Source organism: Micromonospora sp. WMMA1923 (assembly GCF_049179195.1).
Lineage (GTDB): Bacteria > Actinomycetota > Actinomycetes > Mycobacteriales > Micromonosporaceae > Micromonospora > Micromonospora yangpuensis.
Map to the genome: position 1 here is coordinate 4,319,263 of NZ_JBMHLZ010000001.1, position 22,311 is coordinate 4,341,573.

Annotated in this window: 20 protein-coding genes and 1 pseudogene; 10 read left to right on the forward strand and 11 right to left on the reverse strand. The window is 73.5% G+C overall.

What is annotated here, in order from left to right:
• Positions 1 to 18: 18 nt before the first annotated feature.
• On the forward strand, positions 19 to 1,692 hold the full coding sequence (locus ACN28G_RS19435; protein ID WP_421480035.1) for a PQQ-dependent sugar dehydrogenase: 1,674 nt from the start codon (positions 19 to 21) through the stop codon (positions 1,690 to 1,692).
• A gap of 73 nt (positions 1,693 to 1,765) precedes the next feature.
• Here the strand turns inward: ACN28G_RS19435 and ACN28G_RS19440 are convergent, their stop codons facing one another.
• On the reverse strand, positions 1,766 to 2,563 hold the full coding sequence (locus ACN28G_RS19440) for a cellulose binding domain-containing protein (RefSeq protein ID WP_421480036.1): 798 nt from the start codon (positions 2,561 to 2,563) through the stop codon (positions 1,766 to 1,768).
• A 226-nt stretch (positions 2,564 to 2,789) separates the two neighbouring features.
• Between ACN28G_RS19440 and ACN28G_RS19445 the strand changes: the two genes are divergently transcribed.
• From ACN28G_RS19445 to ACN28G_RS19455, 3 genes are all read left to right on the forward strand, one after another.
• Positions 2,790 to 3,311: a SigE family RNA polymerase sigma factor gene (locus tag ACN28G_RS19445; RefSeq protein WP_091442575.1), complete on the forward strand. Its 522-nt coding sequence runs from the start codon at positions 2,790 to 2,792 to the stop codon at positions 3,309 to 3,311.
• Between the two features lies 1 nt (position 3,312).
• On the forward strand, positions 3,313 to 4,467 hold the full coding sequence (locus ACN28G_RS19450; RefSeq protein ID WP_091442579.1) for a hypothetical protein: 1,155 nt from the start codon (positions 3,313 to 3,315) through the stop codon (positions 4,465 to 4,467).
• Between the two features lie 90 nt (positions 4,468 to 4,557).
• Positions 4,558 to 7,332, forward strand: coding sequence for an Hsp70 family protein (locus ACN28G_RS19455; protein ID WP_421480037.1), 2,775 nt, complete (start codon positions 4,558 to 4,560; stop codon positions 7,330 to 7,332).
• 315 nt (positions 7,333 to 7,647) lie between these two features.
• Here ACN28G_RS19455 and ACN28G_RS19460 read toward each other — a convergent pair whose 3' ends face one another.
• Positions 7,648 to 8,289, reverse strand: coding sequence for a hypothetical protein (locus ACN28G_RS19460; RefSeq protein WP_091442587.1), 642 nt, complete (start codon positions 8,287 to 8,289; stop codon positions 7,648 to 7,650).
• A 352-nt stretch (positions 8,290 to 8,641) separates the two neighbouring features.
• On the opposite strand from ACN28G_RS19460, the gene ACN28G_RS19465 reads away from it, so the two are divergent.
• On the forward strand, positions 8,642 to 8,926 hold the full coding sequence (locus tag ACN28G_RS19465) for a hypothetical protein (protein WP_229688529.1): 285 nt from the start codon (positions 8,642 to 8,644) through the stop codon (positions 8,924 to 8,926).
• 10 nt (positions 8,927 to 8,936) lie between these two features.
• Here the strand turns inward: ACN28G_RS19465 and ACN28G_RS19470 are convergent, their stop codons facing one another.
• From ACN28G_RS19470 to ACN28G_RS19480, 3 genes are all read right to left on the reverse strand, one after another.
• The gene (locus ACN28G_RS19470; RefSeq protein ID WP_091442593.1) at positions 8,937 to 9,404 is read right to left on the reverse strand and encodes a ribose-5-phosphate isomerase; all 468 of its coding nucleotides are present in this window, start codon (positions 9,402 to 9,404) and stop codon (positions 8,937 to 8,939) included.
• 222 nt (positions 9,405 to 9,626) lie between these two features.
• Positions 9,627 to 10,826 (reverse strand): DUF1015 family protein, encoded by a 1,200-nt coding sequence (locus ACN28G_RS19475; protein WP_421480038.1) that lies wholly within the window; start codon positions 10,824 to 10,826, stop codon positions 9,627 to 9,629.
• A gap of 145 nt (positions 10,827 to 10,971) precedes the next feature.
• Positions 10,972 to 11,571 carry a disulfide bond formation protein DsbA gene (locus ACN28G_RS19480; protein WP_373868387.1) on the reverse strand — a complete coding sequence of 200 codons (600 nt, stop codon included), beginning with the start codon at positions 11,569 to 11,571 and terminating at the stop codon, positions 10,972 to 10,974.
• Positions 11,572 to 11,816: 245 nt separating this feature from the next.
• Between ACN28G_RS19480 and pepN the strand changes: the two genes are divergently transcribed.
• On the forward strand, positions 11,817 to 14,366 hold the full coding sequence (gene pepN, locus ACN28G_RS19485; RefSeq protein ID WP_421480039.1) for an aminopeptidase N: 2,550 nt from the start codon (positions 11,817 to 11,819) through the stop codon (positions 14,364 to 14,366).
• A gap of 227 nt (positions 14,367 to 14,593) precedes the next feature.
• Here the strand turns inward: pepN and ACN28G_RS19490 are convergent, their stop codons facing one another.
• The 5 genes and pseudogenes from ACN28G_RS19490 to ACN28G_RS19510 all read right to left on the reverse strand — a co-directional run bounded on the left by ACN28G_RS19490 (position 14,594) and on the right by ACN28G_RS19510 (position 18,015).
• The gene (locus ACN28G_RS19490) at positions 14,594 to 15,004 is read right to left on the reverse strand and encodes a DUF5130 family protein (protein WP_091442610.1); all 411 of its coding nucleotides are present in this window, start codon (positions 15,002 to 15,004) and stop codon (positions 14,594 to 14,596) included.
• Entirely contained in the window at positions 14,991 to 15,275 is a 285-nt protein-coding gene (locus tag ACN28G_RS19495; protein ID WP_421480939.1) for a hypothetical protein, read from the reverse strand. Before ACN28G_RS19495 ends, ACN28G_RS19490 begins: the two co-directional genes overlap by 14 nt.
• A 70-nt stretch (positions 15,276 to 15,345) precedes the next feature.
• A pseudogene (locus ACN28G_RS19500) lies at positions 15,346 to 15,705 on the reverse strand (amidase family protein); the annotation flags it as partial.
• 107 nt (positions 15,706 to 15,812) lie between these two features.
• The gene (gene kynU / locus ACN28G_RS19505) at positions 15,813 to 17,096 is read right to left on the reverse strand and encodes a kynureninase (protein WP_421480040.1); all 1,284 of its coding nucleotides are present in this window, start codon (positions 17,094 to 17,096) and stop codon (positions 15,813 to 15,815) included.
• Between the two features lie 19 nt (positions 17,097 to 17,115).
• The gene (locus tag ACN28G_RS19510) at positions 17,116 to 18,015 is read right to left on the reverse strand and encodes a tryptophan 2,3-dioxygenase (protein ID WP_091447124.1); all 900 of its coding nucleotides are present in this window, start codon (positions 18,013 to 18,015) and stop codon (positions 17,116 to 17,118) included.
• Between the two features lie 147 nt (positions 18,016 to 18,162).
• Here ACN28G_RS19510 and ACN28G_RS19515 point away from each other — a divergent pair, with 147 nt between their 5' ends.
• The 3 genes from ACN28G_RS19515 to ACN28G_RS19525 all read left to right on the forward strand — a co-directional run bounded on the left by ACN28G_RS19515 (position 18,163) and on the right by ACN28G_RS19525 (position 20,204).
• Positions 18,163 to 18,597 (forward strand): Lrp/AsnC family transcriptional regulator, encoded by a 435-nt coding sequence (locus ACN28G_RS19515; protein WP_091447128.1) that lies wholly within the window; start codon positions 18,163 to 18,165, stop codon positions 18,595 to 18,597.
• A gap of 133 nt (positions 18,598 to 18,730) precedes the next feature.
• Positions 18,731 to 19,297 carry a hypothetical protein gene (locus tag ACN28G_RS19520; protein WP_421480041.1) on the forward strand — a complete coding sequence of 189 codons (567 nt, stop codon included), beginning with the start codon at positions 18,731 to 18,733 and terminating at the stop codon, positions 19,295 to 19,297.
• A gap of 13 nt (positions 19,298 to 19,310) precedes the next feature.
• Positions 19,311 to 20,204 carry a class F sortase gene (locus ACN28G_RS19525; protein WP_421480042.1) on the forward strand — a complete coding sequence of 298 codons (894 nt, stop codon included), beginning with the start codon at positions 19,311 to 19,313 and terminating at the stop codon, positions 20,202 to 20,204.
• Positions 20,205 to 20,238: 34 nt separating this feature from the next.
• On the opposite strand, the gene ACN28G_RS19530 is transcribed toward ACN28G_RS19525, so the two are convergent.
• Positions 20,239 to 20,775, reverse strand: a complete 537-nt coding sequence (locus ACN28G_RS19530; RefSeq protein WP_091447139.1) for an HNH endonuclease — start codon at positions 20,773 to 20,775, stop codon at positions 20,239 to 20,241.
• A gap of 186 nt (positions 20,776 to 20,961) precedes the next feature.
• Here ACN28G_RS19530 and ACN28G_RS19535 point away from each other — a divergent pair, with 186 nt between their 5' ends.
• Entirely contained in the window at positions 20,962 to 22,251 is a 1,290-nt protein-coding gene (locus ACN28G_RS19535; protein ID WP_421480043.1) for a mechanosensitive ion channel family protein, read from the forward strand.
• Positions 22,252 to 22,311: the final 60 nt, after the last annotated feature.

The window sequence follows — 22,311 nt, forward strand, 5'->3', positions numbered from 1 at the left end:
ACAACGATTGGAGTCGATATGCCTGCTGGCAGTAGGGCCGCCCTGGCGGCCGTTGCCGGGCTCGTCGTGGCGGCCGGGGTACTCGTGCCGCCCGCCGTCCCGGCGCAGTCCGCACCACCGAACGCCCCGACCACCGCCACGAAGGCCGCCACCACCGAGACCACCGCCACGAAGGCGACCACCACGCGAGCCACCGCTGAGGTGGGCGCGCTGGCGGCCGTACCGCTGGAGCGGTTGACGGTGAGCACCACGCAGGTCGCCGCCGGGCTGGAGCGGTTGACGGTGAGCACGACGCAGGTCGCCGCCGGGCTGCGGCGGCCGACCGCGATCCATGCTCCGGACGACGGCTCCGGGCGGTTGTTCATCACCGAGAAGGTCGGCACCGTGCGGGTGTACGACGAGCAGGACGGGCTCGCCGCCACCCCACTGCTGGACCTCACCGACCGGGTCTCCACCAGCGGCAACGAGCGCGGTCTGCTCGGGATCGTGACCTCGCCGGAGTTCGCCACCAGCCGGACGGTCTACGTGGTCTACACGGCGCTGGCCGACGGGGCGGTGACGCTGTCCCGGTTCGTGCTGGACAGCGCCGGGCAGCAGCCGGTGCCGGCGGCCCGGGAGGAGATCCTGCTCAGCCAGCCGCACGCGCAGTTCGCCAACCACAACGGTGGGCAGGTCACGTTCGGACCCGACGGGTACCTGTACTGGAGTATCGGTGACGGCGGCAGCGCCGACGACCCGCTGAACAGCGGGCAGGACCTGGGCACCCTGCTCGGCAAGATCCTGCGGCTGGACGTCTCCCGTAGCTGCGACGGGCGGCCGTACTGCGTGCCGGCCGACAACCCGTTCGTCGGCACCGCCGGGGCGCGGGCGGAGATCTGGGCGTACGGGCTGCGCAACCCGTGGCGCTTCTCCATCGATCCGGCCGACGGCTCGCTCTGGATCGCCGACGTGGGGCAGGGCACCTTCGAGGAGGTCAACCACCTCACCGCGGGACAGCAGGGTGCCAACCTGGGCTGGTCCTGCCGGGAGGGCCCCCAGGTGTTCAACCCCGACCGCTGCGTGGCCGGCGCGTCGTACGTCGATCCGGTCTACCACTACCGGACCTCCGTCGACGGTTGCGCCATCATCGGCGGCCACGTCTACCGGGGTACGGAGTACGCCGACATCGCCACCGGCACGTACCTGGCCACCGACTACTGCTCGGGTACCGCGTTCGTGATCCGTCCCGACGGCGCCGGTGGGTACGCCAGCCGGCAGCTCGGCGAGCTGACCATCCAGCCGACCAGTCTGGGGCTGAACGGAGACGGGGAGATCTACCTGGTCAACGACCTGCCGGGGCAGCTGCACCGGGTGTCGTTCGGGGCCACCCAGCCGCCGGCCACCTGCACGGTGAGCCACCGGGTGGACAGCCAGTGGGGTACCGGGTTCACCGCCACCGTGACGGTGACCAACACCGGTTCGGCCCCGGTCGCCGGCTGGACGGTCGGCTGGACGTACGCCGGCAACCAGCGGGTGACCAGCGGCTGGAACGCGGAGATCAGCCAGCAGGGCACGGCGGTCACCGCCCGCAACGCCGGCTGGAACGCCACCGTCGCGCCGGGGGCCACGGTGACCTTCGGGTACCTGGCCAGCAGCTCCGGCACGAACAGCCCGCCGACCGCCTTCACCCTCAACGGCGCACCCTGCGCCTGACCACCGGGCGACCGGCCAGACCGCGCACGACGAACGGCCCGCCGGCGAAGGTGCCGACGGGCCGTTCGGGCACCTACTGGCTACAGGTGGTCGTGATGCTTGCGGGTACGGCGGCGGCCGCCACGATCATCCCGAAGGTCGTCGAGCCGCCCGGGAGCAGCGTCGCGTTGTAGGTGGCGTTGCGGACCGAGACGGTGTCCCCGGTGCCCTCGGCCACCCCGCCCCAGAGCGTCTGGATCCGCTCGCCGGCGGACCACCGCCAGCCGACCCGCCAGCTGTGCAACGGCCGGTCACCGGGGTTGCGGACGGTGACCGTGGCCATGAATCCGCCGGCCCAACTGGAGTCCACGGTGATCGCCGCCGCGCACTGCACCTGCGCCTGCCCGAGGGTCCGCGCCGGTCCCCCGATGAGGTACGGGTCCCAGGTGCCGGCCGCGTCGCTGAACCGGAACCAGTACTCGGTGTCGGGGGTCAGCCCGGTGACGGTCACCGTGCCGTAGCGCTGCGGCCCGGTGACGGCCGAGGCCACCGGGTTCTGCTTCTGCTGGGCGTCGGCCTGGCTGGCGAACAACGTCACCCGCATCGGCGGGTCGTAGCCGCAGGGCGGGCTGAGCAGCATCGAGTACGAGATCGTCAGGCTGGTGGTGGTCGCGCCGGTCACCTGGCCGCTGATCGGCAGGGCCGGTGGACAGGCGAACGTCGGCGTGGGCGTCGGTGCGGGCGTGGTCGCGGCGGCACCGGCCGAACCGGGCGCGCCGATCGAGCCGGGTGCGCCGTTCGAGCCGGGTGCACCGGCCGCGCCGGCTGAGCCGGCCCAGCCGGTCAGGGCCAGCGTGGCGGTGGCGAGGATCGTGCCGAACGTACGGAGCATTCGTACCTCCTTGGTGTTGCGGGGTTGTTCGCCGCCACCCACGGGCAGCGTCGAGGGAGGTGCCCACCCCGCGTGCCCCACCCAGCTGAGCTCGTCAGCGCTGGCTCCCGCGCGACCGAGCCACAGTCTGGCATTCGATGAACATCAATTCAACGGATCGCTCGGCCGACCGTGTTTACCTCCGGTGCGCGCCGAAGCGTCTACCGGGTGGGAGGTACACACTCACATGCCACGATCCCGGGACCTGACGCCGCCGGCGGGCTTCGCCGAGTTCGTCACGGCGCGCTCCGACGCGTTGCTGCGGTCCGCCTGGCTGCTCACCGGTGACGCCGGACGCGCCGAGGACCTGTTGCAGACGGTGCTGGCGGACGCCTGGCGGCGCTGGGGCACCATCGCCAACGCCGACCACCCGGAGGCGTACCTGCGCCGGGCCCTGTTCACCACCTACGTCTCCTGGTGGCGACGGCGTTGGCGGGCGGAGATCCCGAGTCCGCCACCGGACGAGCCCGGGTACGGCGACATGGCCGGCGACTCCGCGAACCGCGACGCCCTCCGGCGTGCCCTGGCCCGACTCAGCCGCCAGCAACGGGCGGTCGTGGTGCTGCGCTACGTCGAGGACCTGACCGTCGAGCAGACCGCCGAGCTGCTCGGGTGTTCCCTCGGCACGGTCAAGGTGCAGGCCTCCCGCGCCCTGCGAACGCTGCGTACCGATCCGCATCTCGAGCTGTTCGCCATCTGGAGGTCTTGACGTGACGCACGAGGACGAGGACATCGGGTACCTGTTGCGGGAGTCCGTTCCCCCGCTGCGGACGCCGCCGGACCGGGTGGGCGCGGTCGGCCGGCGGGTCCGGCGGCACCGACGTCGCCGGGTCGGCCTCGGCGCGCTCGCCGTGGCCCTGGTGGCCGGTCTCGCCTTCGGCGGGGTACGGCTCGGCACCGGTAACGAGCACTCCCCCGCGCCGCCGGCGGTGACCCCCACCGTCGACGACCAGGCCCGCTGCCCGACCGACGCGCGGGAGTTCCCGGACCCCCGCACAGCCCGGTACGGCGGAAACGGCCCGTTGGTGCCGGCGGGAGCCGTGGAGATCGTCGCCTGCGAAGTGCCCGCGACGGAAGGTGCCGAGCCGCGCGAGCCCCGGGTGCTGACCGACGGCGTCGACGAGATCGTCCGGGTGCTCGACGCTCTGCCGCCCTGGCCGGTCCGTCCCGGTGCCGCAACGCCGGCCGGCGACCACGAACTGCGCTGCACCGCCGTGGCCCGACACCACGAGCTGGCCTACGTCCTGCGTTACCCCGACCGCCCATCGGTGACCGTGCACACCAGCGGCAACTGCCAGACGGTGCGGCAGGGACCGTCCGGGCGGGGACTGGATCCGGCGCTGTTCGACACCTTCCTCCAGCGGTACCGGGAGCAGTTGGCCGCGCGTACCCCCGCCGTGACCATCGCCACGCCGACCTGCCCGCCGAGCCTGCCCACCGGGCGGCTCCGGCTGACCCCGACACGCACCGGCCCGCCCGACCGGATCAGGGTCAACAACCCCGGCGGCAACCCGGGACTGCCGACCAGGCTGGTGGCGGTGGCCGCCTGCCGGTACGAGGTGGGCGACACCCTCGCCCGGCTGACCGGACAGCGGCGGGAGCGGGACGACGCCGACGCCCTCCGCCCGGCGCTCAACGCCACCTTCGAACGGGATCGGGTCACCGACTGCGGCAGTTATCCCGGGTACCCGCCGCCGACCGGGCTGGACGTGCTGCTCGTCGCGGACGCCACCGGGGCCACCGCCGAGTTCTGGCTACGGCGGGCTCCCTGCGGGGCGCTCGTGGCCGGCCGGAGCAGCGGCATCACACCCACCGAGACCCTGCTGACCGGCGTCGACCGGATGTTCGGACCATCTCCCCGGTGACGCCGATCCGCCACCGCACGCCGCCGGGCCGGGGCGCATGCCACGGCTGCGTACCATGCGGGCCGGGCATCCCAGCGGAGGTGGCGGTACATGGCAGGCCGGCAGGACGGGTACGCGCTCGGCGTCGACCTGGGCACCTCGAACACGGTGGCGGTGCTGCGGCACCCCGACGGGCGGACCCGTCCACTGCTGGTCGACGGCGAGCCGATCGTCGCCTCCGGCGTCTACGCCGACACCGACGGACGGCTGCACGTCGGCCGGGACGCCCGGCGGCTGGCCCAGGCCGACCCCGACGGGTACGAGCCGAACCCGAAGCGCCGCGTCGACGAGCCCACCGTCCGCCTCGGTGGCCGGGAGTACCAGCCGGCCGAGCTGCTCGCCGCGATCCTGCAGGCGGTGGCCGCCGCCGCGGTGGAGGCGACCGGTTTCCTGCCCCCGGCCGTGGTCACCTGCCCGGCGACCTGGGACGACACCCGCCGGCAGGTACTCGCCGACGCGCTGCTGCGGGCCGGCTGGCCGTCGGCGGCCGAGCACACCATGAGCGGGCCGATCCCGCCGGGGACCCGGCTGCTGCGCGAGCCGGTGGCGGCGGCCCGCTACTACGCCCAGGTGCTGCGCCGGCCGGTGCCGGTCGGGGCCGCCATCGCGGTCTTCGACCTCGGCGGCGGCACCCTCGACGTGACCGTGGTACGCAACCAGGGCGCCGACCCGTGGGGCGACTCGGGTTTCGCCGTCGTCGCCTCTGGCGGCGCCGACGACCTCGGCGGGCTGGACCTGGACGCGGCCCTGGTCCAGCGGGTCGGTGAGCTGGTCGTGGCGACCGACCCGGCGGTGTGGCACCGGCTGACCGACCCGCAGACCACCACGCAGTGGCGGGACCAGCTCCACCTCTGGGAGCACGTCCGGGGTGCGAAGGAGATGCTCTCCCGGGCCACCGTCGCCCCGGTGGCCGTGCCGGGCCTGGAGGCCGCCGTCCCGCTCACCCGGGACGACCTGGAACGCCTCGCCACCCCGCTGGTACGCCGGGCGGTCGCCGTGACCCGGGAGGTGATCGAGGCGGCCGGACTCGCCCCGGCGGAGCTGGCCGGGCTCTTCCTGGTCGGCGGCTCGTCGCGGGTGCCGCTGGTCGCCCGGTTGCTGCACGCCGAGCTGGGCGTCGCACCGACCGTGCTGGAGCAGCCGGAGCTGCCGGTCGCCGAGGGGGCGCTGACCGACCTGCCCGTCCCGGGTCGCGGGACCCTGCCGGCGGCGACGACCCCGGCCCAGCCTGTCCCCGCCGGCCAGCCGGCCCAGGTCGTCCCCGTCGGCCAGCCGGCCCAGGCTGTCCCCGCCGGCCAGCCCAGTCATGCCGGCCCGCCGGCCCAGGTCGTCCCCGCCGGCCCGGCCGTCACCAGGGCCTGGCCGGAGCCGTCCGCGGCGGCCGGGGCCGGTCCGCCGCCACCTACCGCGTTCGGGCCGTACCCACCGAACGGACCGGCCCCGGGCGGACCCGGCGGGTCATCGGCCGGGCGGGGGCGGCGCGGGTGGTGGATCACCCTCGGGGCCGTCGCCGCGCTCGCCGGGATGGTCGGCGCGGCGGTGCTCTACCTGACCCGTGACCGCTACCCCGACCTGGAGTTCCATCCACTGACCGAGGCCGGCCGGATCGCCGCCGGACCGGACCGGCCGACGGACATGTTCACCGCCGTCCGCCGGGACCGGGCGTACCTGGCCCACCCGCTTGCCGACAACCGGCTCCGGGTGGTCGCCGTCGACACCGGCACCGGTGACGAACTCTGGCGGCGGGAGACCACGACCGCCGCCGAGCGGTGGGCGGGGATCGTCGCGGGGCCGGAGGTGGTCGCGGTCCTCGCCGACGCCGCCGGGGACGCCACCGAACGCGACCTGGTGCTGCTCGACGACGAATCCGGCGAGCAGCGCTGGCGGCAGTCGGTACGCGGTGACGACGAGGTGTTCCTCAGCGAGGACACGGTGGTGCTGGTCGACCGGACCGCCGAACGGCTGCGCGGGCTCCGGGTGGCCGACGGGCGGGAGGTCTGGTCCCACCCGTTCCCCCGGGACACCTCCGACAACGCCCGGACCAGCGTCTACCCGGTCACCTCGGCCGGGGCGGTAAACGGACCGGCGTACCCCGACGGGCAGCCCCGCGACCTCTGGCACGGCAACGCCCGGCGGCTCGTGCAGGTGGGCGCGGACCGGTCGGTCCGGCTGGTCGACATGGTCGACGGCACGATCGTCGACAGCCGGGCCAACGTCGCCGACCACGACGACCTGGTGGTCGCCCACGAGGACCGGTTGTACGTCGCCAACGACGACAGCGGATACCGGCTGGTCTCGTACGACCTGACGAAGCTGGGCGAGCCGACCGTCCTCTACACCGCAGACGGCAACCGCCGACCGGAGGCCCTGGTCGCCTGCGGTGGGCAGCGGGCCTGCCTGCTGGAGGTGCCGGACTTCACCTCGGCCGGCACGGAGGTGGTGTCCGCCGAGGCCGGCGAGGAGACCCGGCGCTGGGCGGCACCGGAGGCCACCGGCCTGGTCGCCGTCGGCGAACACCTGCTCGCCTCGCGTACCTCACCGGAACCGGCGGTGACCCTCTTCGATCCGCGGGGACGGCCGGTGCTGGCCGACCGCGACGGGGTGGCGGTCCGCCTGGACGCGGGCAACCTGCTGGTCTTCGCCACGACGCTGACCTCCTCGGCCACCGACCGCAGCGTCGCCGGGGTGTGGGCCGAGTCCGGCCAGGTGACCGAGCTGGGCCAGCTCAAGGGGGTACGCGGCGACTCGTGCTCGTGGCACACCACGGTCATCGCCTGCGGTGCGGACCAGGGCTTCGTGCTGCACCGGTTCGCCGGGGACGGCTGAACGGCGTACGGGCACCACCCGACCGGTACGGATGAACGGCGGTCGGCCGGGTATGCAGCCGCCGATCTGACGGGGGACGACCATGGTCGCGGCGGTCCGCGACCGGAACGCGCGGGCGGGCGGCGACGAGCCGACCCGCCCACGCGCTCTCCGACGCCCGCCGCTGGTCCCGGATTGTCGGCCCGGGTTGTCGGCCCGGCTCGCCGCCGGCCCGGATACGTTCGGCGCGTCGCCGCGCCGGCCGGATACGTTCGGCGCGTCGCCGGCCGGATGCGTTCGGCGCGTCGCCGGCCGGATGCGTTCGGCCCGGCCCGGTCAGGTGCCGGTGATCCAGTTCCAGGCCGAGATGACCCACTCGGTCTGTTGCAGGTAGGCGACGCCCAGCCCGACGAGGAAGACCGTGGTGGCCGCGTGTGCTCCCCGGGCGCTGCGCCGGATCCGACCCAGCTGCCGCTCCAGGATCACCCGGCCCAGCAACCGGGAGAGCGCGAAGAGGCCGACCGCCACCAGCAGGCTCAGCAGGAAGGTGAGCAGCGGGCCGACCAGGTCACCGCCGCCGGAGATCGCCCAGATGCCCCAGCAGACGAAGGCGAAGAGCACGCCGGCGGCACTCCACTCGGCCCCCACCCGCAGCTGCTCCAGGTGCCAGCTCAGCGGCCGACGCGGTTGCCCGCCCCCACCGCCCGGCCAGCCAGTCCCGGTCGGTTCGTGCTCAACCGTGGGAAACGATTCGGTACGGGGAGCGCGCGGCCGACCGACCGAGGCCACACCCCGGCGGAACGCCTCACCCGGCGACGGCGGGCCGGAGTCCTGGGGCGGCATGCCGGCCCCGTGTGGTGGCATCCCGGCACCGTGGGGCGGTGGTGCCCCCGGTCCCCGCTGCGGTGGCACCCCGACGCCTGGCTGCGGTGCCACCTCGACGGTCCGCTCGGCCCACGGCTGTGTCTGGTCTGCCATTTCAATCCTCCCCATGACCGACGCCGGCAACGGCCGCCGTCACTTTGAGGGTAGCCAGCCGGCACATCCGCCGGAGACCGCCCACCCCCGCCGGCCCGGGCCCACGCGAGGGGCCTGCGGACGGTACGGTCGACTGATGGGTGATGCGGAGCGACGCCGACGCAGGCAGCGGCACCACTCGGACACCGAGAGAACGGCCGGATCGACCGGCTCCGCCCCGTCAGACGCTGGCTCAGCCGATCCAGGCGTGGGCTCTGCCACGTCCGCCGCAACGTCGGTCACCTTCGACACCACCTCGGCCACGCCACGCGCCGGTACTGCCACCGCCGGCACGTCCGGCAGGTCCGGCGGGGTGGGTGGTCAGGGCCGGCCGGGCGGGCGGCACCCGACGACCTCGGGGTCGCCCGACGGCGCCGATCCGCCCCGGCCCCGGCGCGGCACCGAGGAGCGCGACGGTGACCGGGGGTTGCGGGGCCTGGTCGGGTCGGGTTCCTCGCAGGTCGGGCTGGGCGCCGCCCTGCGGGCCAGGGACGCGGCCCGGCCGACCGACGAGGACCTGGCCCGCGCCGAGGAGCGGGTGGTCGTGGTGCGCCGCAACTGGACGCCCCGCGAGGACCTGCCCCGCTCCCCGCGTTGATCCAGGCCGGTCAGGGCAGGTCGGGCAGCTTACGGCTCTGCTCGTACTCGGCGACCTGGGCGATCCGCCGGGCGTGCCGGTCGTTGCCGGAGAACGGCGTGCCGAGGAAGGCCTCCACGAGCGCGGTGGCCTCGTCCAGCGTGTGCTGCCGGGCCCCGACGGCCACGATGTTGGCGTCGTTGTGCTGCCGGGACAGCTGCGCGGTCTCGACATTCCAGGCCAGTGCCGCCCGTACCCCGGGGACCTTGTTCGCGGCGATCTGCTCGCCGTTGCCCGAGCCGCCGATGACCACGCCCAGGCTTCCCTGGTCGGCCACCACCCGGTCGCCGGTGTGCAGGCAGAAGGCCGGGTAGTCGTCGTCGGGGTCGAAGGCGTGCGGGCCGACGTCGACCACGTCGTAGCCCTGCGTGGCCAGGTGATTGGCCAGGTGCACCTTCAACTCGAAACCGGCGTGGTCGGATCCCAGATAGACGCGCATACCGGAAAGTCTGTCAGGCCCGGAAACCCTGACGGCGCGCGGGCGGCACCCCGGCCCCGCCCGGCCCCGCCGAACCGGTCGGACCGGCCGAACGCCCCTCACCGGGCCGCCCGTCACAGGGCTGCCGGGCGTCCACCGTGGTCCCCCTGGACGGGGCCGCACAGTCACGGGCCGGGCCGCCCGCTGGGGCAGCCCGGCCCGGTCCGTCGGGTCGACGGTAGGTCAGCTGGGCAGTTCGGCGACGACCAGGCCGCCCCGGGCCTTCGGGGTGAACCAGGTGCTCTTGCGCGGCATCTTCTCCCGGGCGAGGTTGACCGCCACGAAGTCGTCCACGGTCACCGGCGCGATCAGGATCGCCAGCTCGGCGCGGCCGGCCGCCACCTCGCCGGTGAGCCAGGCCGCCGGGTAGTCCCCGCCGACGTAGGTGATCCGCTTGTCACCCGGGTCGAGGCCGAGTGCGTCGCGCAGCAGCAACCGCTCGACCAGGGCGTGGTCCAGGTTCTCCAACTGGCCACCGTCGGTGTGCGGCAGGCTCACCGCGTACCCCTGGTCGGGAAGCTGGAGGTGCACGGTGCCGCCGGTCGCCGGAACCTCGACCGGGCCGGTGATCGGGGTAACCGTGGCGCCGGCGGCGCGCAACCGGTCGAGCAGCTCGGCCGGGGTGGCGGTCAGCTCGCTGACCAGCCGGTTGTACGGCTGGATGGCGACCGAGTCGGGGGTGGTCACCACGGCCAGGAAGCGGGGCAGGCCGCCGGTCTGCGCGGCCAGGCTGCGGTGGTTGCCGTCGGCGACCACCAGTTCGCCGCCGCCGGCGAGCGCGGCCAGCTCGTCCTGCTGCGGGCCGGGGCCCAGCAGCCAGATGGCGTGGGTACGCCCGGACTGGTCGGTGTCGGTCGCGGCGGGTACGCCGGCCGTCTCGGTCGCCGCCGCGAGCGCACGGTGCAGCTCGTCACCCCGGCCGGTCTGCAGCAGCAGTACCGGCGAGAGCAGGTGACCCAGCGCCTCGGCCAGTGCCACCCGCTCACGCACCTTGGCGATGAAGACGTCCTCGTTGCGGATGACCAGGCCGGGCTCGTCGGCGCTGGTGGAGATCTGGTCGGTGTCGACCATGGCGAACAGCCCGTAGGCCGGGGCCTCCCCCGGCGCGCTGATCCGGTACAACACGAGGACCTGCTCGGCCGGGGTGTAGCTGCCGTCGGCCTTCGCCTCGGCCAGCCGGGACACCGCGGCCGGCAGCGCGTCGAGGAACGACGTACCCAGGCTCTCCGGGGCCCGGTGCGGCATCTCGATGCCGAGGGCACTGTGCGGGTTCGTCTCGATGATCGCGGTGATCTCCGCGTCGTCGGCGAACTCGTCGTAGTTCTGCGCGCCGGTGCCGCCAGTGGTGATCCAGGCCCGGGCGATCGGATGCACGACCGTCATGTCCACCCACGCTACCGGCGACGGATCTCCCCCGGACGCGCACCCCAGCTGAACCCCGAAGGAAGGGCCCCTTGTTAACGGCCTGCGGTGAGAGGGGTGCCCTTCTCTACCGAAAGCGTTAACAAGGGGCCCTTCCTTGCACCTGTCAGGTGAAGATGGGGTCGAGGGTGCGGGAGCGCTTCAGCTCGAAGAAGCCGGGAGTGCCGGCGACCAGCAGGACGCCGTCCCAGAGGCGGCCGGCGGCCTCGCCCTTGGGGGCCGGGGTCACCACCGGGCCGAAGAAGGCGACCGGTGTGCCGTCGGGGCCGGGTGCGTGGATCACCGGGGTGCCGACATCGGTGCCGACCGGCCGCATCCCCGCCTCGTGGCTGGCCCGCAGTGCCTCGTCGAGGTCGGTGGAGTCGGCCGCCTCTGCCAGCGTCGGGTCCAGGCCGACCTCGGTCAGCGCGGCGGAGTACAGCTCCCGGCTCAGCGGCTCACGGCCCAGGTGGATCCGGGTGCCCAGGGCGGTGTACAGCGCGCGGACCTCGTCCGGGCCGTACCGCTGCCTGACCGCGATGCAGACCCGTACCGGTCCCCACCCGGTCCGCAGCGCCTCCCGGTACTGCTCGGGCAGGTCCCGTCCCTCGTTGAGCACCGAGAGGCTCATCACGTTGAAGCGGACCGTCACGTCCCGGACCTGCTCCACCTCCAGCAGCCAGCGGGAGGTGAGCCAGGCCCACGGACAGATCGGGTCGAACCACATGTCGACGGTGGCGCGCTCAGCCACGGTGGGATCCCTTCGCGACAGGGGCGCCGACGCTTCGGCACCCTGCTCCGATCCTCACCCCGACGGCCATCGAACGGCGCCGGAATGAGAGCGTGAGCTAGCCCACCACCGGGCGTCCGTGCGTGCAAGACTCGACCGGGCCGGACCGTCACGAGCGGCCGGCGGACGAGCACCACCGCAGGGTACGGCGAGAAACGGGATGGAGACAGACAGTGCCGGGAGTGCGCAACCTCACCCAGGTCGAGGCCACCGAGCGGGCTCGCCTGCTCGACGTGACCGGATACGACATCAGCCTGGACCTGTCGACCGCCGTGCTGGCGACGCAGGGCCGCACCTTCCGATCGGTGACGGAGGTCCGGTTCCGGTGCGCCGAGCCGGGGGCGGGCACCTTCATCGAGGTCGCCGCCGAGTCGGTGCACTCGGCCACGTTGAACGGCGCGCCGGTGGAGCTGGCCGACTGGTCGGCCGAGAGGGGGCTGACGCTCACCGGCCTGGCCGCCGAGAACGTGCTGGTGGTCGAGGCCGACTTCGCGTACTCCAACAGCGGGCAGGGCCTGCACCGGACGGTCGACCCGGTCGACGGTGAGACGTACCTCTACAGCCAGTTCGAGACCGCGGACGCGCAGCGGGTGTACGCCTGCTTCGACCAGCCCGACCTGAAGAGCGTCTACACCTGGCACGCCACCGTCCCGGCGCACTGGCGGGTGATCTCCAACATGCCGGTGGCGGCCGAGGAGCCGGCCGGCGACGACACCCGGACGGTCCACTTCGCCACCTCGGCCCGGATGAGCACCTACATCACCGCGCTCTGCGCCGGGCCGTACCACGAGGTGCGGTACACCCACGACGGCATCGACCTGGGGTACTTCTGCCGGGCGAGCATGGCCGAGCACCTGGACGCCGACGAGCTGAACCTGATCACCACGCAGGGTTTCGACTTCTTCCACGAGCAGTTCGGGGTGCGGTACCCGCTGCCCAAGTACGACCAGATCTGGGTGCCGGACTTCAACGCCGGCGCGATGGAGAACTTCGGCTGCGTCACGCACGCCGAGTCGCACTACATCTTCCGCTCCCAGGTCACCGACTTCGAGTACGAGCAGCGCGCCAACACCGTCCTGCACGAGCTGGCCCACATGTGGTTCGGCAACCTGGTCACCATGCGCTGGTGGAACGACCTGTGGCTGAACGAGTCGTTCGCCGAGTGGGCCAGCCACTGGTGCAACACCCACGCCACCCGCTTCACCGACGCCTGGACGACCTTCCTGTCGCTGCGCAAGAACTGGGGCTACCGGCAGGACCAGCTCTCCTCCACCCACCCGGTCTACACCGAGATGCCGGACCTGGAGGCGGTCGAGGTCAACTTCGACGGCATCACGTACGCCAAGGGCGCGAGCGTGCTCAAGCAGCTCGTCGCGTACGTCGGGATCGAGCCGTTCCTGGCCGGCCTGCGCAGCTACTTCGGCAAGCACGCCTGGGGCAACGCCACCTTCGACGACCTGCTCACCGACTTGGAGTCGGCCTCGGGCCGGGAGCTGCGCAAGTTCGCCGCCCAGTGGCTGGAGACCGCGCAGGTCAACACGTTGCGCCCGGAGGTCACCGTCGGGCCGGACGGCACGTACCAGCAGGTGGTGGTCCGGCAGGAGGCGCCGGCCGAGCACCCGACGCTGCGTACCCACCGGATCGGGGTGGGTCTCTACGACCTGACCGACGGTCGGTTGGTCCGCCGGGAGCTGGTCGAGGTCGACGTGGCGGGCGAGCGGACCGAGCTGACCGCGCTGCACGGTCGGCCCGCCGCCGACGTGCTGCTGCTCAACGACGAGGACCTCAGCTACACCAAGCTGCGCCTGGACGAGGCGTCGATGGCCACGGTGGTGCAGCACATCGCCGGGTTCGAGTCGTCGCTGGCCCGCGCGCTGTGCTGGGCGGCCGCCTGGGACATGGTCCGGGACGCCGAGCTGGCCGCCCGCGACTACGTGGCGCTGGTGGTCGCCGGGCTGCCCGCCGAGACCGACATCAACCTGGTCACCGCCACCCTGCGGCAGGCCACCTCGGCGTTGACCTTCTACGCCGACCCGGAGTGGGCGCCGACCGGCTGGGCCGACCTGTCCCGGGCCGCGAAGGCCACCCTGGCCGGCACCGAGCCGGGTAGCGGGTTCCAGCTCGCCTGGGCCCGTGGGTACGCCTCGACGGCCCGGTCCGCCGAGGACCTGGCGACGCTGCGTGGCTGGTTGGACGGTACGGGTGCGCCGCAGGGGCTGACCATCGACACCGAGCTGCGCTGGTCGCTGCTGGGCGCGCTGGTGGCCAACGGTGCCGCCGGGGTCGCCGAGATCGAGGCGGAGCTGGCCCGGGACCGTACCGCCAGCGGCGAGCGGGAGGCCGCGTACGTCCACGCGCTGGTGCCGACCGCCGAGAACAAGGCGGCGGTCTGGGCGCTGCTGACCGGGGCCCAGGCGCTGCCGAACTGGCGGCACCGGGCGTTGCTGCAGGGCTTCTCCCACCCGGTGCAGGTGGAACTGGTCACGCCCTACCGAGAGCGGTACTTCGCCGTGGTGGCGCAGGTGTGGGCCACCCTGGACAGCGAGCCGGCGCAGGAGTTCACCCAGTTGGCGTACCCGGCCTATCTGGTGGAGGAGGAGACGGTGGCGGCCACCGACGAGTGGCTGGCCGGTGCCGGCCACCCGGCGCCGCTGCGGCGGCTGGTGGCCGAGGGGCGCGACGGCGTGCTGCGCGCGTTGCAGGCCCGCGCCCGCGACGCCCGCAGCGCCTGACCGACGGCGTACGACGGCCCGGGGCTTCGGCTCCGGGCCGTCGTCGTTCCCGGTGGCGCGGTGTCCCCGCCCCGCCAGGTGCTGCCCGCGGAGCTGACCGGCCTGATGCCCCGGCCAGGGCAGCCGAGGTCGGCGCAGACGACGACACCCGGCCGCGGTGGCGGGCCGGGTGTCGGTGGTTAGCGGGGTACCCCTCTCGACCGGATGCGTTAAGAGGGGGCCCTTCCTTACGCTTTGCCGGCGTGGCTGGCGAGCTGGTCGAGGCCGTTGATGATGCCGCCGGCCAGGTCGCCCACGCCGAAGGCCGCCACCATGGAGAGCGCGGCCAGTTTGGCGTACGTGTCGGGGATGCGCTTACGGGCCTGCCGGCCGGTGACCACCTCCAGCTGACGCTGGTTGGGTGAGACGGCGATCAGCACCGACTCGTCCGGGTCGGCGAGCTGGCGGTGCAGCCGCTGGGCGTGCTCACGGACCGGCTCGTCCAGCGCGCCGACGTAGACCGAGAAGACCAGTCCGGTGCCCTGGTCGGCCAGGCGCAGGGCCTCGTCGATGCGCAGCAGCTGCCGGGTCGAGAACGGCCCGTCCAGCACCTCGGGCGGGCTGCCCGGCCCGGCCGTCTGCTTCTCACCAACGGTCACTTGCGCCTCCGGTTCCCCCGGCCGGCGCCTCGACGCCGGCCTGCTGCTGCGTGCCACTGGTCAGCGCCGGTGCCTGCGCGCCTGCGGCGAGCACGGTGCCGGCGGAGTCGGCCAGCTGCTCCGGACGGCCCAGGAACCAGACCGGAGTGAAGTCGAAGGGTCGGCCCGGCCGGTAGCGCTTGGTGCCGCCCCGGCCGCCACGGCCACCGGCGAGCACCAGGCCGGCGATCACCAGCACCGCGGCAGCCGGGATGCCGACGAAGATCAGCAGAGTCTCGGTTACAGACAATCCCAACGCCCCCAGGCGGAAGAGTGACCTTGAGTAACGGGTCGGACGGAAGTCATGTCGCCGACCACCCGGATCCGCTGCCATTCACGTTAGCGGAGTCGACCGCCCGCCAGATTGCGGGGTGGCGATCCCACCCGCCGCTGGCCTGCTCGACCTCGGCGACCACCGCGACCAGACGGGCGTCTTCTCCCATTCGTCCGGTGAGCAACGCGCCAACCGGCAACCCGCCGTCCACGGAGGCACCGACCGGCAGCGAGACCGACGGAGCACCCGTGAGGTTGAACACGGCGCAGTAGGGCGAGAACCGCCGCTGCCGGTCGAACTCCACCGCCGGGTCACCGGGGTCGGTGAACCAGCCCACCGGGGCCTGCGGCGCGGCCAGGGTGGGGCAGAGCAGCAGATCGCCACCGGCGATCGCGGCGGCCTGCTCCAGCGCGGTCAGGTCGTGCGGCTCGGCCATCCCGTCATCCTGCCCCGTCGGACCACGAACACCCCGCCGACAGACCGGCGAACCGGCACTTACGCCGGTTTCGTCACGTCGACCGTGGCGGCGAGAGCCTCGGCCGCCCGCCAGCAGTCGTGGTACGTCGAGTAGAGCGGCACCGGGGCGAACCGGATGATGTCCGGCTCCCGCGAGTCGGCGATCACCCCGTGCTCGTACCGCAGGCGGCTGGCCAGTTCGGCGGCGCTGCCGACGCCGATGCGGACGGAGAGCTGGCAGCCCCGGCGGTCCGGATCACGCGGGGTGACCACGGTCAGCGGGCGGTCGGCGGTGACCTCGTCCAGCAGTTGCCCAAGCCAGCCGGTGAGCCGGATGCTGCGCTCGCGCAGGGCAGGCATGCCCACCGCGTCGAACAGCTCCAGCGAGGTCCGTACCGGTCCCATCGCCAGCAGCGGTTGGCAGGAGACCTGCCAGGCGTCGGCGGTGGCCGGCGGCCGGGAGACCTGGGCCATCTCGAACCGGGTGGCCAGGTCGTTGCCCCACCACCCCTCGAAGCGGGGCAGGTCCGGATCGCCCAGGTGCCGCTCGTGGACGAAGAGACCGGCCAGGGCCCCCGGGCCGGAGTTGAGGTACTTGTAGGTGCACCAGGCGGCGAAGTCGACGTCCCAGTCGTGCAGGGACAGCGGCACGTTGCCCACCGCGTGGGCCAGGTCCCAGCCGACCACCGCCCCGGCGGCCCGGCCGGCGGCGGTGATCGCCGGGATGTCCATCAGCTCGCCGGTGAGGTAGTTCACCCCGCCCAGCAGGACCAGGGCGACCCGCTCCCCCTCGGCGGCCAGGTACGCCGTGACGTCCTCGGTGCGCAGGGTGTCCTCGCCGGCGCGGGGCCGCAGCCGGACGACCGTCTCGTCCGGGTCCAGGCCGTGGAAGCGGGCCTGGCTGCGCACCGCGTAGCTGTCCGAGGGGAAGGCGGCGTCCTCGATGACGATCCTGGTCCGCTCGCCGGCCGGGCGGTAGAAGGAGACCATCAGCAGGTGCAGGTTGACCGTGAGGGTGTTCATCACCACGGTCTCGGTGGTCCGGGCGCCGACCAGTCGGGCGGTCGGCCCGGTCAACAGCTCGTGGTACCGGGTCCACGGGCGCTGCGACTCGAACCAGCCCTCCACCCCGATCTGGCTCCAGGTGTCCAGGTCGGCCAGGAGGTCGGTCCGGGTGGCCCGGGGTTGCAGGCCCAGCGAGTTGCCGGCGAAGTACGCCGTCTCCGGGTAGCGCCCGCCCTCGGCCGGCGGCACGTGGAACAGGTGCCGGTGGCCGGGATCGGCGGCATCGCGCCGCTGGGCTTCGGCCTCGTGGGTGGTCATGGTGCGTCTCACTCTCCGGTCACATCGCGGTACGGGCCGACCACAGCTCGGGGAAGACCACCCGGGCCATGCTGCGCTGCAACCATGTCACCCCGGCGGACCCGCCGCTGCCGGCCTTGGCACCCATGGTGCGCTGCACCGCCTTGAGATGGTTCCACCGCCAGTCGCCGAACTCCTCGGCCACCCCGGCCAGCGCCTCACCCAGCATCCGCAGCTGGTTCTCCGGCCCCGGCTCTGCGTAGACGCGCACCCAGGCGGCCTCGACGGCCGGGTGCGGCTGGTGCTCGTCGGCGACGTCCCGGGCCAGCAGCTCGGCGGGCAGGTCGTGGCCGTGCCGGGCGAGCAGGGCGAGCACGTCGTCCCAGAGGCTCGGTGCGGCGAGGGTCGCCCGCAGGTCGGCGTGGACCTGCTCCTGCCGGCGGAACGGGCGGATCAGCGCCGGGTCGCGCAGGCCGAGCAGGAACTCCAGGTGCCGGTACATCGCCGACTGGAAGCCGGACCCCTCACCGAGCAGGTCGCGGAAGCGGTTGAAGTCGGCCGGGGTCATCCAGCTCAGCCCCCGCCAGGCCGCGTTGAGCCCCTGCAGGTGCAGGGTGGCCCGGCGCAGCGGGGCGAGCGCCGCCCAGATCCGGTCGGCGCGCAGGTCCCGTTGGGCCTGGCGCAGTTCGTGACAGGTCAGCCCGAAGTACAGCTCCATGATCTGGCTGACCACCAGGAAGGACATCTCGCCCGGGTCGTCGCTCAGCGGTTGTTGCAGGGTGTGCAGGGTGCTGGCGTGCACGTACGCGTCGTACGGCACCCGGTCGGTGAACTCCAGGGTCGGCTGACCGCCGTTACGGGCCGCCCGGGACACCCGCTGCCCGGCGGTGACGGGCCGCACCGCCGTCGGGGGCGTCAGCTCCCGCAGATTCGTCTCCACCACTGGTCTCCCTTCGTGCGCCGGTACTTCATGATCTCCCGGTCTCCACCGCCGGAGGAATGCCGGATCAACGGCGCTCGCCCCCGGTCACCTGTCATCCTGAAACCGATAGTCGTGAGACGGTTTCGGATCTGAAAGGTGACCGTGGTGGACGACATGGACTGGGCGCTGCTGCGGGAGTTGCAGGCCGACGCCCGGCTCTCCTTCAGCGAGTTGTCCCGCCGGGTGCACCTGTCCCCGCCCGCGGTGGCCGAACGGGTCCGCCGGCTGGAGGAGTCCGGGGTGATCACCGGGTACCACGCGCGGGTGGACCTGACCCGGGCCGGCCGGCGGGTGGTCGCGCTGATCCGGATGTCCTGTTACGGACCGCGGTGCATCCTGCACGACCCGACGGTGCCCGACTGGCCGGAGATCCTGGAGATCCACCGGATCACCGGTGACGCGTGCAGCGTGCTGAAGGTCGCCGCCGCGTCGATCGGCGCGTTCGAGCAGGTGATCGACCGGCTGGCCCCGTACGGCCAGCCGTCGAGCACGATGGTGCTCTCCACCCCGCTCGACCGGCAGCCGCTCGGGCCACTCTGACCGGCCGGACGAGCCGTACCGGTGGGCGCGGAACAGGGCCCAGGTACCCCGAACGGGTTAGTCGCCGGGGCAGGGGGAAAGCGCGGCGGGTCGCCCCAGCAGGACCGGTGCACCGGTGCCGGAAGGGAGGATCATGCGGGGTCCACGACCGGACGGCAGCCGGGTGCTCGCCGCCACTTCCACCGTACTCGCTCTGATCGGGACGTTCGTCCTGGTCGGCGCATTCGTCCTGGTCGGCGCGGAGCCGGCCCGAGCGGGTGACAACACCTTCATCGAGGTCACCCCGAACAGCGTCCAGGCCGGCAAGCGGGTAAGCATCCGGGCCAGCTGCGACAACAGCAACAACCGGCAGGCCGAGGCGCACTCGGACGCCTTCAGCGGCCGGGTGACGCTGCGCCCGGACAACGGGTTCCTCACCGGCTCGGCGACGGTGCCGAGCAACCGGGAGCCGGGTGACTACCCGGTCGAGCTGCGGTGCTCCAGCAACACCAGCGGCGGCAACAACACCGGGGACACCGCCGTCACCCACCTGACCGTGCTCAACATGACCCAGCCCAGCAAGGGCCCGGCGACCGGGGGCGGCGGCACCGCCGACGGCCCGGGTACCGGCTCGCTGCTGGTCGTCGGCGGGATCGCCACGCTGGCCGTGGTGGCGGGCTTCGGCCTGGTCAACCGGCGGCGGCCCGGGACCGGTTCCTGACCCGGTCGCCGACGTGGCCGCCTCCCGAGGACGTACCCGGCGGGCCGGGCGTCGACCGCTGCGGGCGGTCGGCCGCTCGGGGCGGGCGCTCGGCCGGCTGGTGGTGCGCACCACGGCCCGGCTGCGTCGGGTCGCCGGACAGGTGGTCACCGTCAGCGTCAGCACCACCTACGGCGCGGCCGGCGGCACCGGGGCGACCCCCCGACCGCCGGGGACCGACCGGCACCGGCCCACCGGCCGGCGGCCCTGGCCCGCCGGCCGGTCCGGGATCCTGGCCGGGCGCTCCGGGCCGGGCGCGCCGGTGCTGGTGGTGGCCACCCTGATGGTGCTGGTGGTCGCCGTGCTCGGGGTCGAACGGGTGGCCGGGATCAGCGTGCTGCCGGACCGGCTCACCGCCGGGCTACGTCCACCACCGAAGGACTTCCCGGTGCTGCCGGCGAGCCCGCCGGTGGGCATCACCATCCCGAAGATCGACGTGGCCGCGCCGGTGCACGCCGTCGGGGTGGCCCCCGACGGCACGATCGGCGTGCCGGAGGCCGCCCGCGCCCAGGAGGCGGCCTGGTACGACCAGGGCCCCACCCCCGGCCAGTACGGCCCGGCGGTGATCGTCGGCCACGTCGACACGCACACCGGTCCGGCGGTCTTCCACCAGCTCAAGCTGCTGCGGGCCGGTGACCGGGTGGAGGTGACCCGCCAGGACCGGTCCCGGGCGGTCTTCGAGGTCGAGTCGGTGGAACGGTTCGACAAGGAGCGGTTCCCGGCGGACGAGATCTTCGGCGACTTCAGCCGCCCGTACCTGCGGCTGATCACCTGCGGCGGTCGGTGGGTCGGGGGTCCGACCGGCTACGCCGACAACGTGGTGGTCTTCGCGTCCCTGGTCGACGCCGAACCGCCTGAGGCGACATGACCCGGACCGCGGGGCTCGGGCAGCGGCCTCGGGCTCAGGCGGCGGCTTCCGGCTCGCGCAGGTCCAGCCAGTCGGCCCAGCGGGGATCCGGGGCCCGGTGACCGAGCACCCGCCACGCGGTGCCCTTCGGGGCCGCCGGCAGGGCGTGCAGCCGCCAACCCAGCTCGGCCGGGGTCTTGTCCCCCTTGGTGTGGTTGCACCGGGCGCAGGCGGCGACCACGTTCTCCCAGGCGTGCCGGCCGCCCCGGCTGCGCGGGAAGACGTGGTCGATGGTCTCGGCCGGCCCCCGGCAGTACGCGCACCGCCAGCCGTCGCGGGCGAAGATCGCCCGCCGGGAGAGGCCGACGTGGGTGCGGTACGGCACCCGGACGAACCGGGTCAGCCGCACCACGGAGGGCACCGGTAACGCGTTGCGCGCGCTGTGCAGGATGCCCTCCCCGTCGGCCACACAGATGGCCTTGGCGGAGAGCACGAGGATGGCGGCCCGACGTACCGACACGACACACAGCGGCTCGTACGTGGCGTTGAGGACCAACGCGCCGGAGCCCGCTGTGGGTCGTATGTCAGGCATCGGGTTCACCCTCCCGGTCCAGTGCGTTCCCGCCCGTGACCGACCGACCGTCACGGGACACGACGCGACGACGGCCGACGTGGGTGGGACCACCGACGTCCGCTGGGCCAATAGTCCCTGATCGGAACCGGGATTGCACGCACTAATCCGGGGTACCGCCCGGAAGCTTCCCCCGGCCGTGGCAAGATGACCGGTTTCGGTCCGCTCCGCCCCGCAGGGGTACGCCGCACCGGGTCGCCCGCCGCCCGCCGGGCGTGCCCCGGGGCCGGGCGGGTCGGCGGCGGAGCGGCCCGGCGGGTGCGGTACGAAGACACCGTGACCAATGTCAGTCGTACGCTCGTCGCCGGCCCCACCCCCGAGGCACCGGCCTCCCCCTCGGCCGATTGTCTGGACGACGTCCTGTGCGATGCCGTCTGGGACGTCACCGGCTCGTTCTGGTTCGCCGAGGGCAGCTACTGGATCCTGCTCAAGCCGCTGCGGATCGTCCTGATCCTGCTGGTGGCGGTGCTGCTCCGCTGGTTGGTGAACCGGACCATCAAGCGGCTGGTCCGGACGACCACCGACGCCTCCGTGCCGACCCTGCTGCGACCGCTGCGGGAGCGGATCCCCGAGGCCTCGCCGACCCCTGCCCAGTTCGTGCCGGAGCGGCGCCGGCAGCGGGCCGAGGCGATCGGTTCGGTGCTGCGCAGCGGGGCCACCGCGTTCATCCTCGGCATCGCGCTGCTGATGGTGCTCAAGGAGTTCAGCTTCGATCTCGCCCCGCTGCTGGCCAGCGCCGGCATCGCCGGGGTGGCGCTCGGCTTCGGCGCACAGAGCCTGGTCAAGGACCTGCTCGCCGGGCTTTTCATGTTGATCGAGGACCAGTACGGCGTGGGCGACACGGTCGACCTCGGCGAGGCCACCGGCACGGTGGAGGCGGTCGGGCTGCGGGTCACCACGGTCCGCGACGGTCGCGGGGTGCTCTGGTACATCCGTAACGGGGAGATCATCCGGGTCGGCAACAAGAGCCAGGGCTGGGCCCTGGTCGTGGTGGACCTGCCGGTCGGCTTCGCCAACACCGAGGAGGTCTCCGCGGTGCTCCGGACGGCGGCGGCCTCGGTGTCGCTGGACCCGGAGTTGTCCCCGGAGATCGTCGAGCCGCCCACGGTGCTGGGCGTGGAGCAGATGACGGTGGACGGCGCGGTGATCCGTACCGTGGTGAAGACGACGGCGGACGGCCAGTTCGCGGTGGGCCGGGAGTTGCGCCGACGGCTGGCCGAGGCCCTGGAGAACTCCGGGATCACCGCCCAGATCGCCGCCGCCCGGTACTACCCGGGCCTGCCCGTCGAACCCGGCCCCGGCGGCCCGACCGTCCGGCCCGCCGGCCCGACCGGCCCGCCCACCGGCTCGACCGGTACCCCGCCCGCCGGCCCGACCGGCCCGACCGGCACGGGCAGCACGGGCAGCACGGGCGCCGGCCCGGACGGCCGCCCGTAGCCAGGGGCCGGCGTCCGGTCGAACGGCCGCCCGCCGGCCCACTGTCCGGCGTCCACCGCT

Coding starts and splice junctions, on each gene's coding strand:
- ACN28G_RS19435 (WP_421480035.1), top strand. CDS start 19: ATGCCTGCTGGCAGTAGGGCCGCCCTGGCGGCCGTTGCCGGGCTCGTC.
- ACN28G_RS19440 (WP_421480036.1), bottom strand. CDS start 2,563: ATGCTCCGTACGTTCGGCACGATCCTCGCCACCGCCACGCTGGCCCTG.
- ACN28G_RS19445 (WP_091442575.1), top strand. CDS start 2,790: ATGCCACGATCCCGGGACCTGACGCCGCCGGCGGGCTTCGCCGAGTTC.
- ACN28G_RS19455 (WP_421480037.1), top strand. CDS start 4,558: ATGGCAGGCCGGCAGGACGGGTACGCGCTCGGCGTCGACCTGGGCACC.
- ACN28G_RS19460 (WP_091442587.1), bottom strand. CDS start 8,289: ATGGCAGACCAGACACAGCCGTGGGCCGAGCGGACCGTCGAGGTGGCA.
- ACN28G_RS19470 (WP_091442593.1), bottom strand. CDS start 9,404: ATGCGCGTCTATCTGGGATCCGACCACGCCGGTTTCGAGTTGAAGGTG.
- ACN28G_RS19475 (WP_421480038.1), bottom strand. CDS start 10,826: ATGACGGTCGTGCATCCGATCGCCCGGGCCTGGATCACCACTGGCGGC.
- ACN28G_RS19480 (WP_373868387.1), bottom strand. CDS start 11,571: ATGTGGTTCGACCCGATCTGTCCGTGGGCCTGGCTCACCTCCCGCTGG.
- kynU (WP_421480040.1), bottom strand. CDS start 17,096: ATGACCACCCACGAGGCCGAAGCCCAGCGGCGCGATGCCGCCGATCCC.
- ACN28G_RS19520 (WP_421480041.1), top strand. CDS start 18,731: ATGCGGGGTCCACGACCGGACGGCAGCCGGGTGCTCGCCGCCACTTCC.
- ACN28G_RS19530 (WP_091447139.1), bottom strand. CDS start 20,775: ATGCCTGACATACGACCCACAGCGGGCTCCGGCGCGTTGGTCCTCAAC.
- ACN28G_RS19535 (WP_421480043.1), top strand. CDS start 20,962: ATGACCGGTTTCGGTCCGCTCCGCCCCGCAGGGGTACGCCGCACCGGG.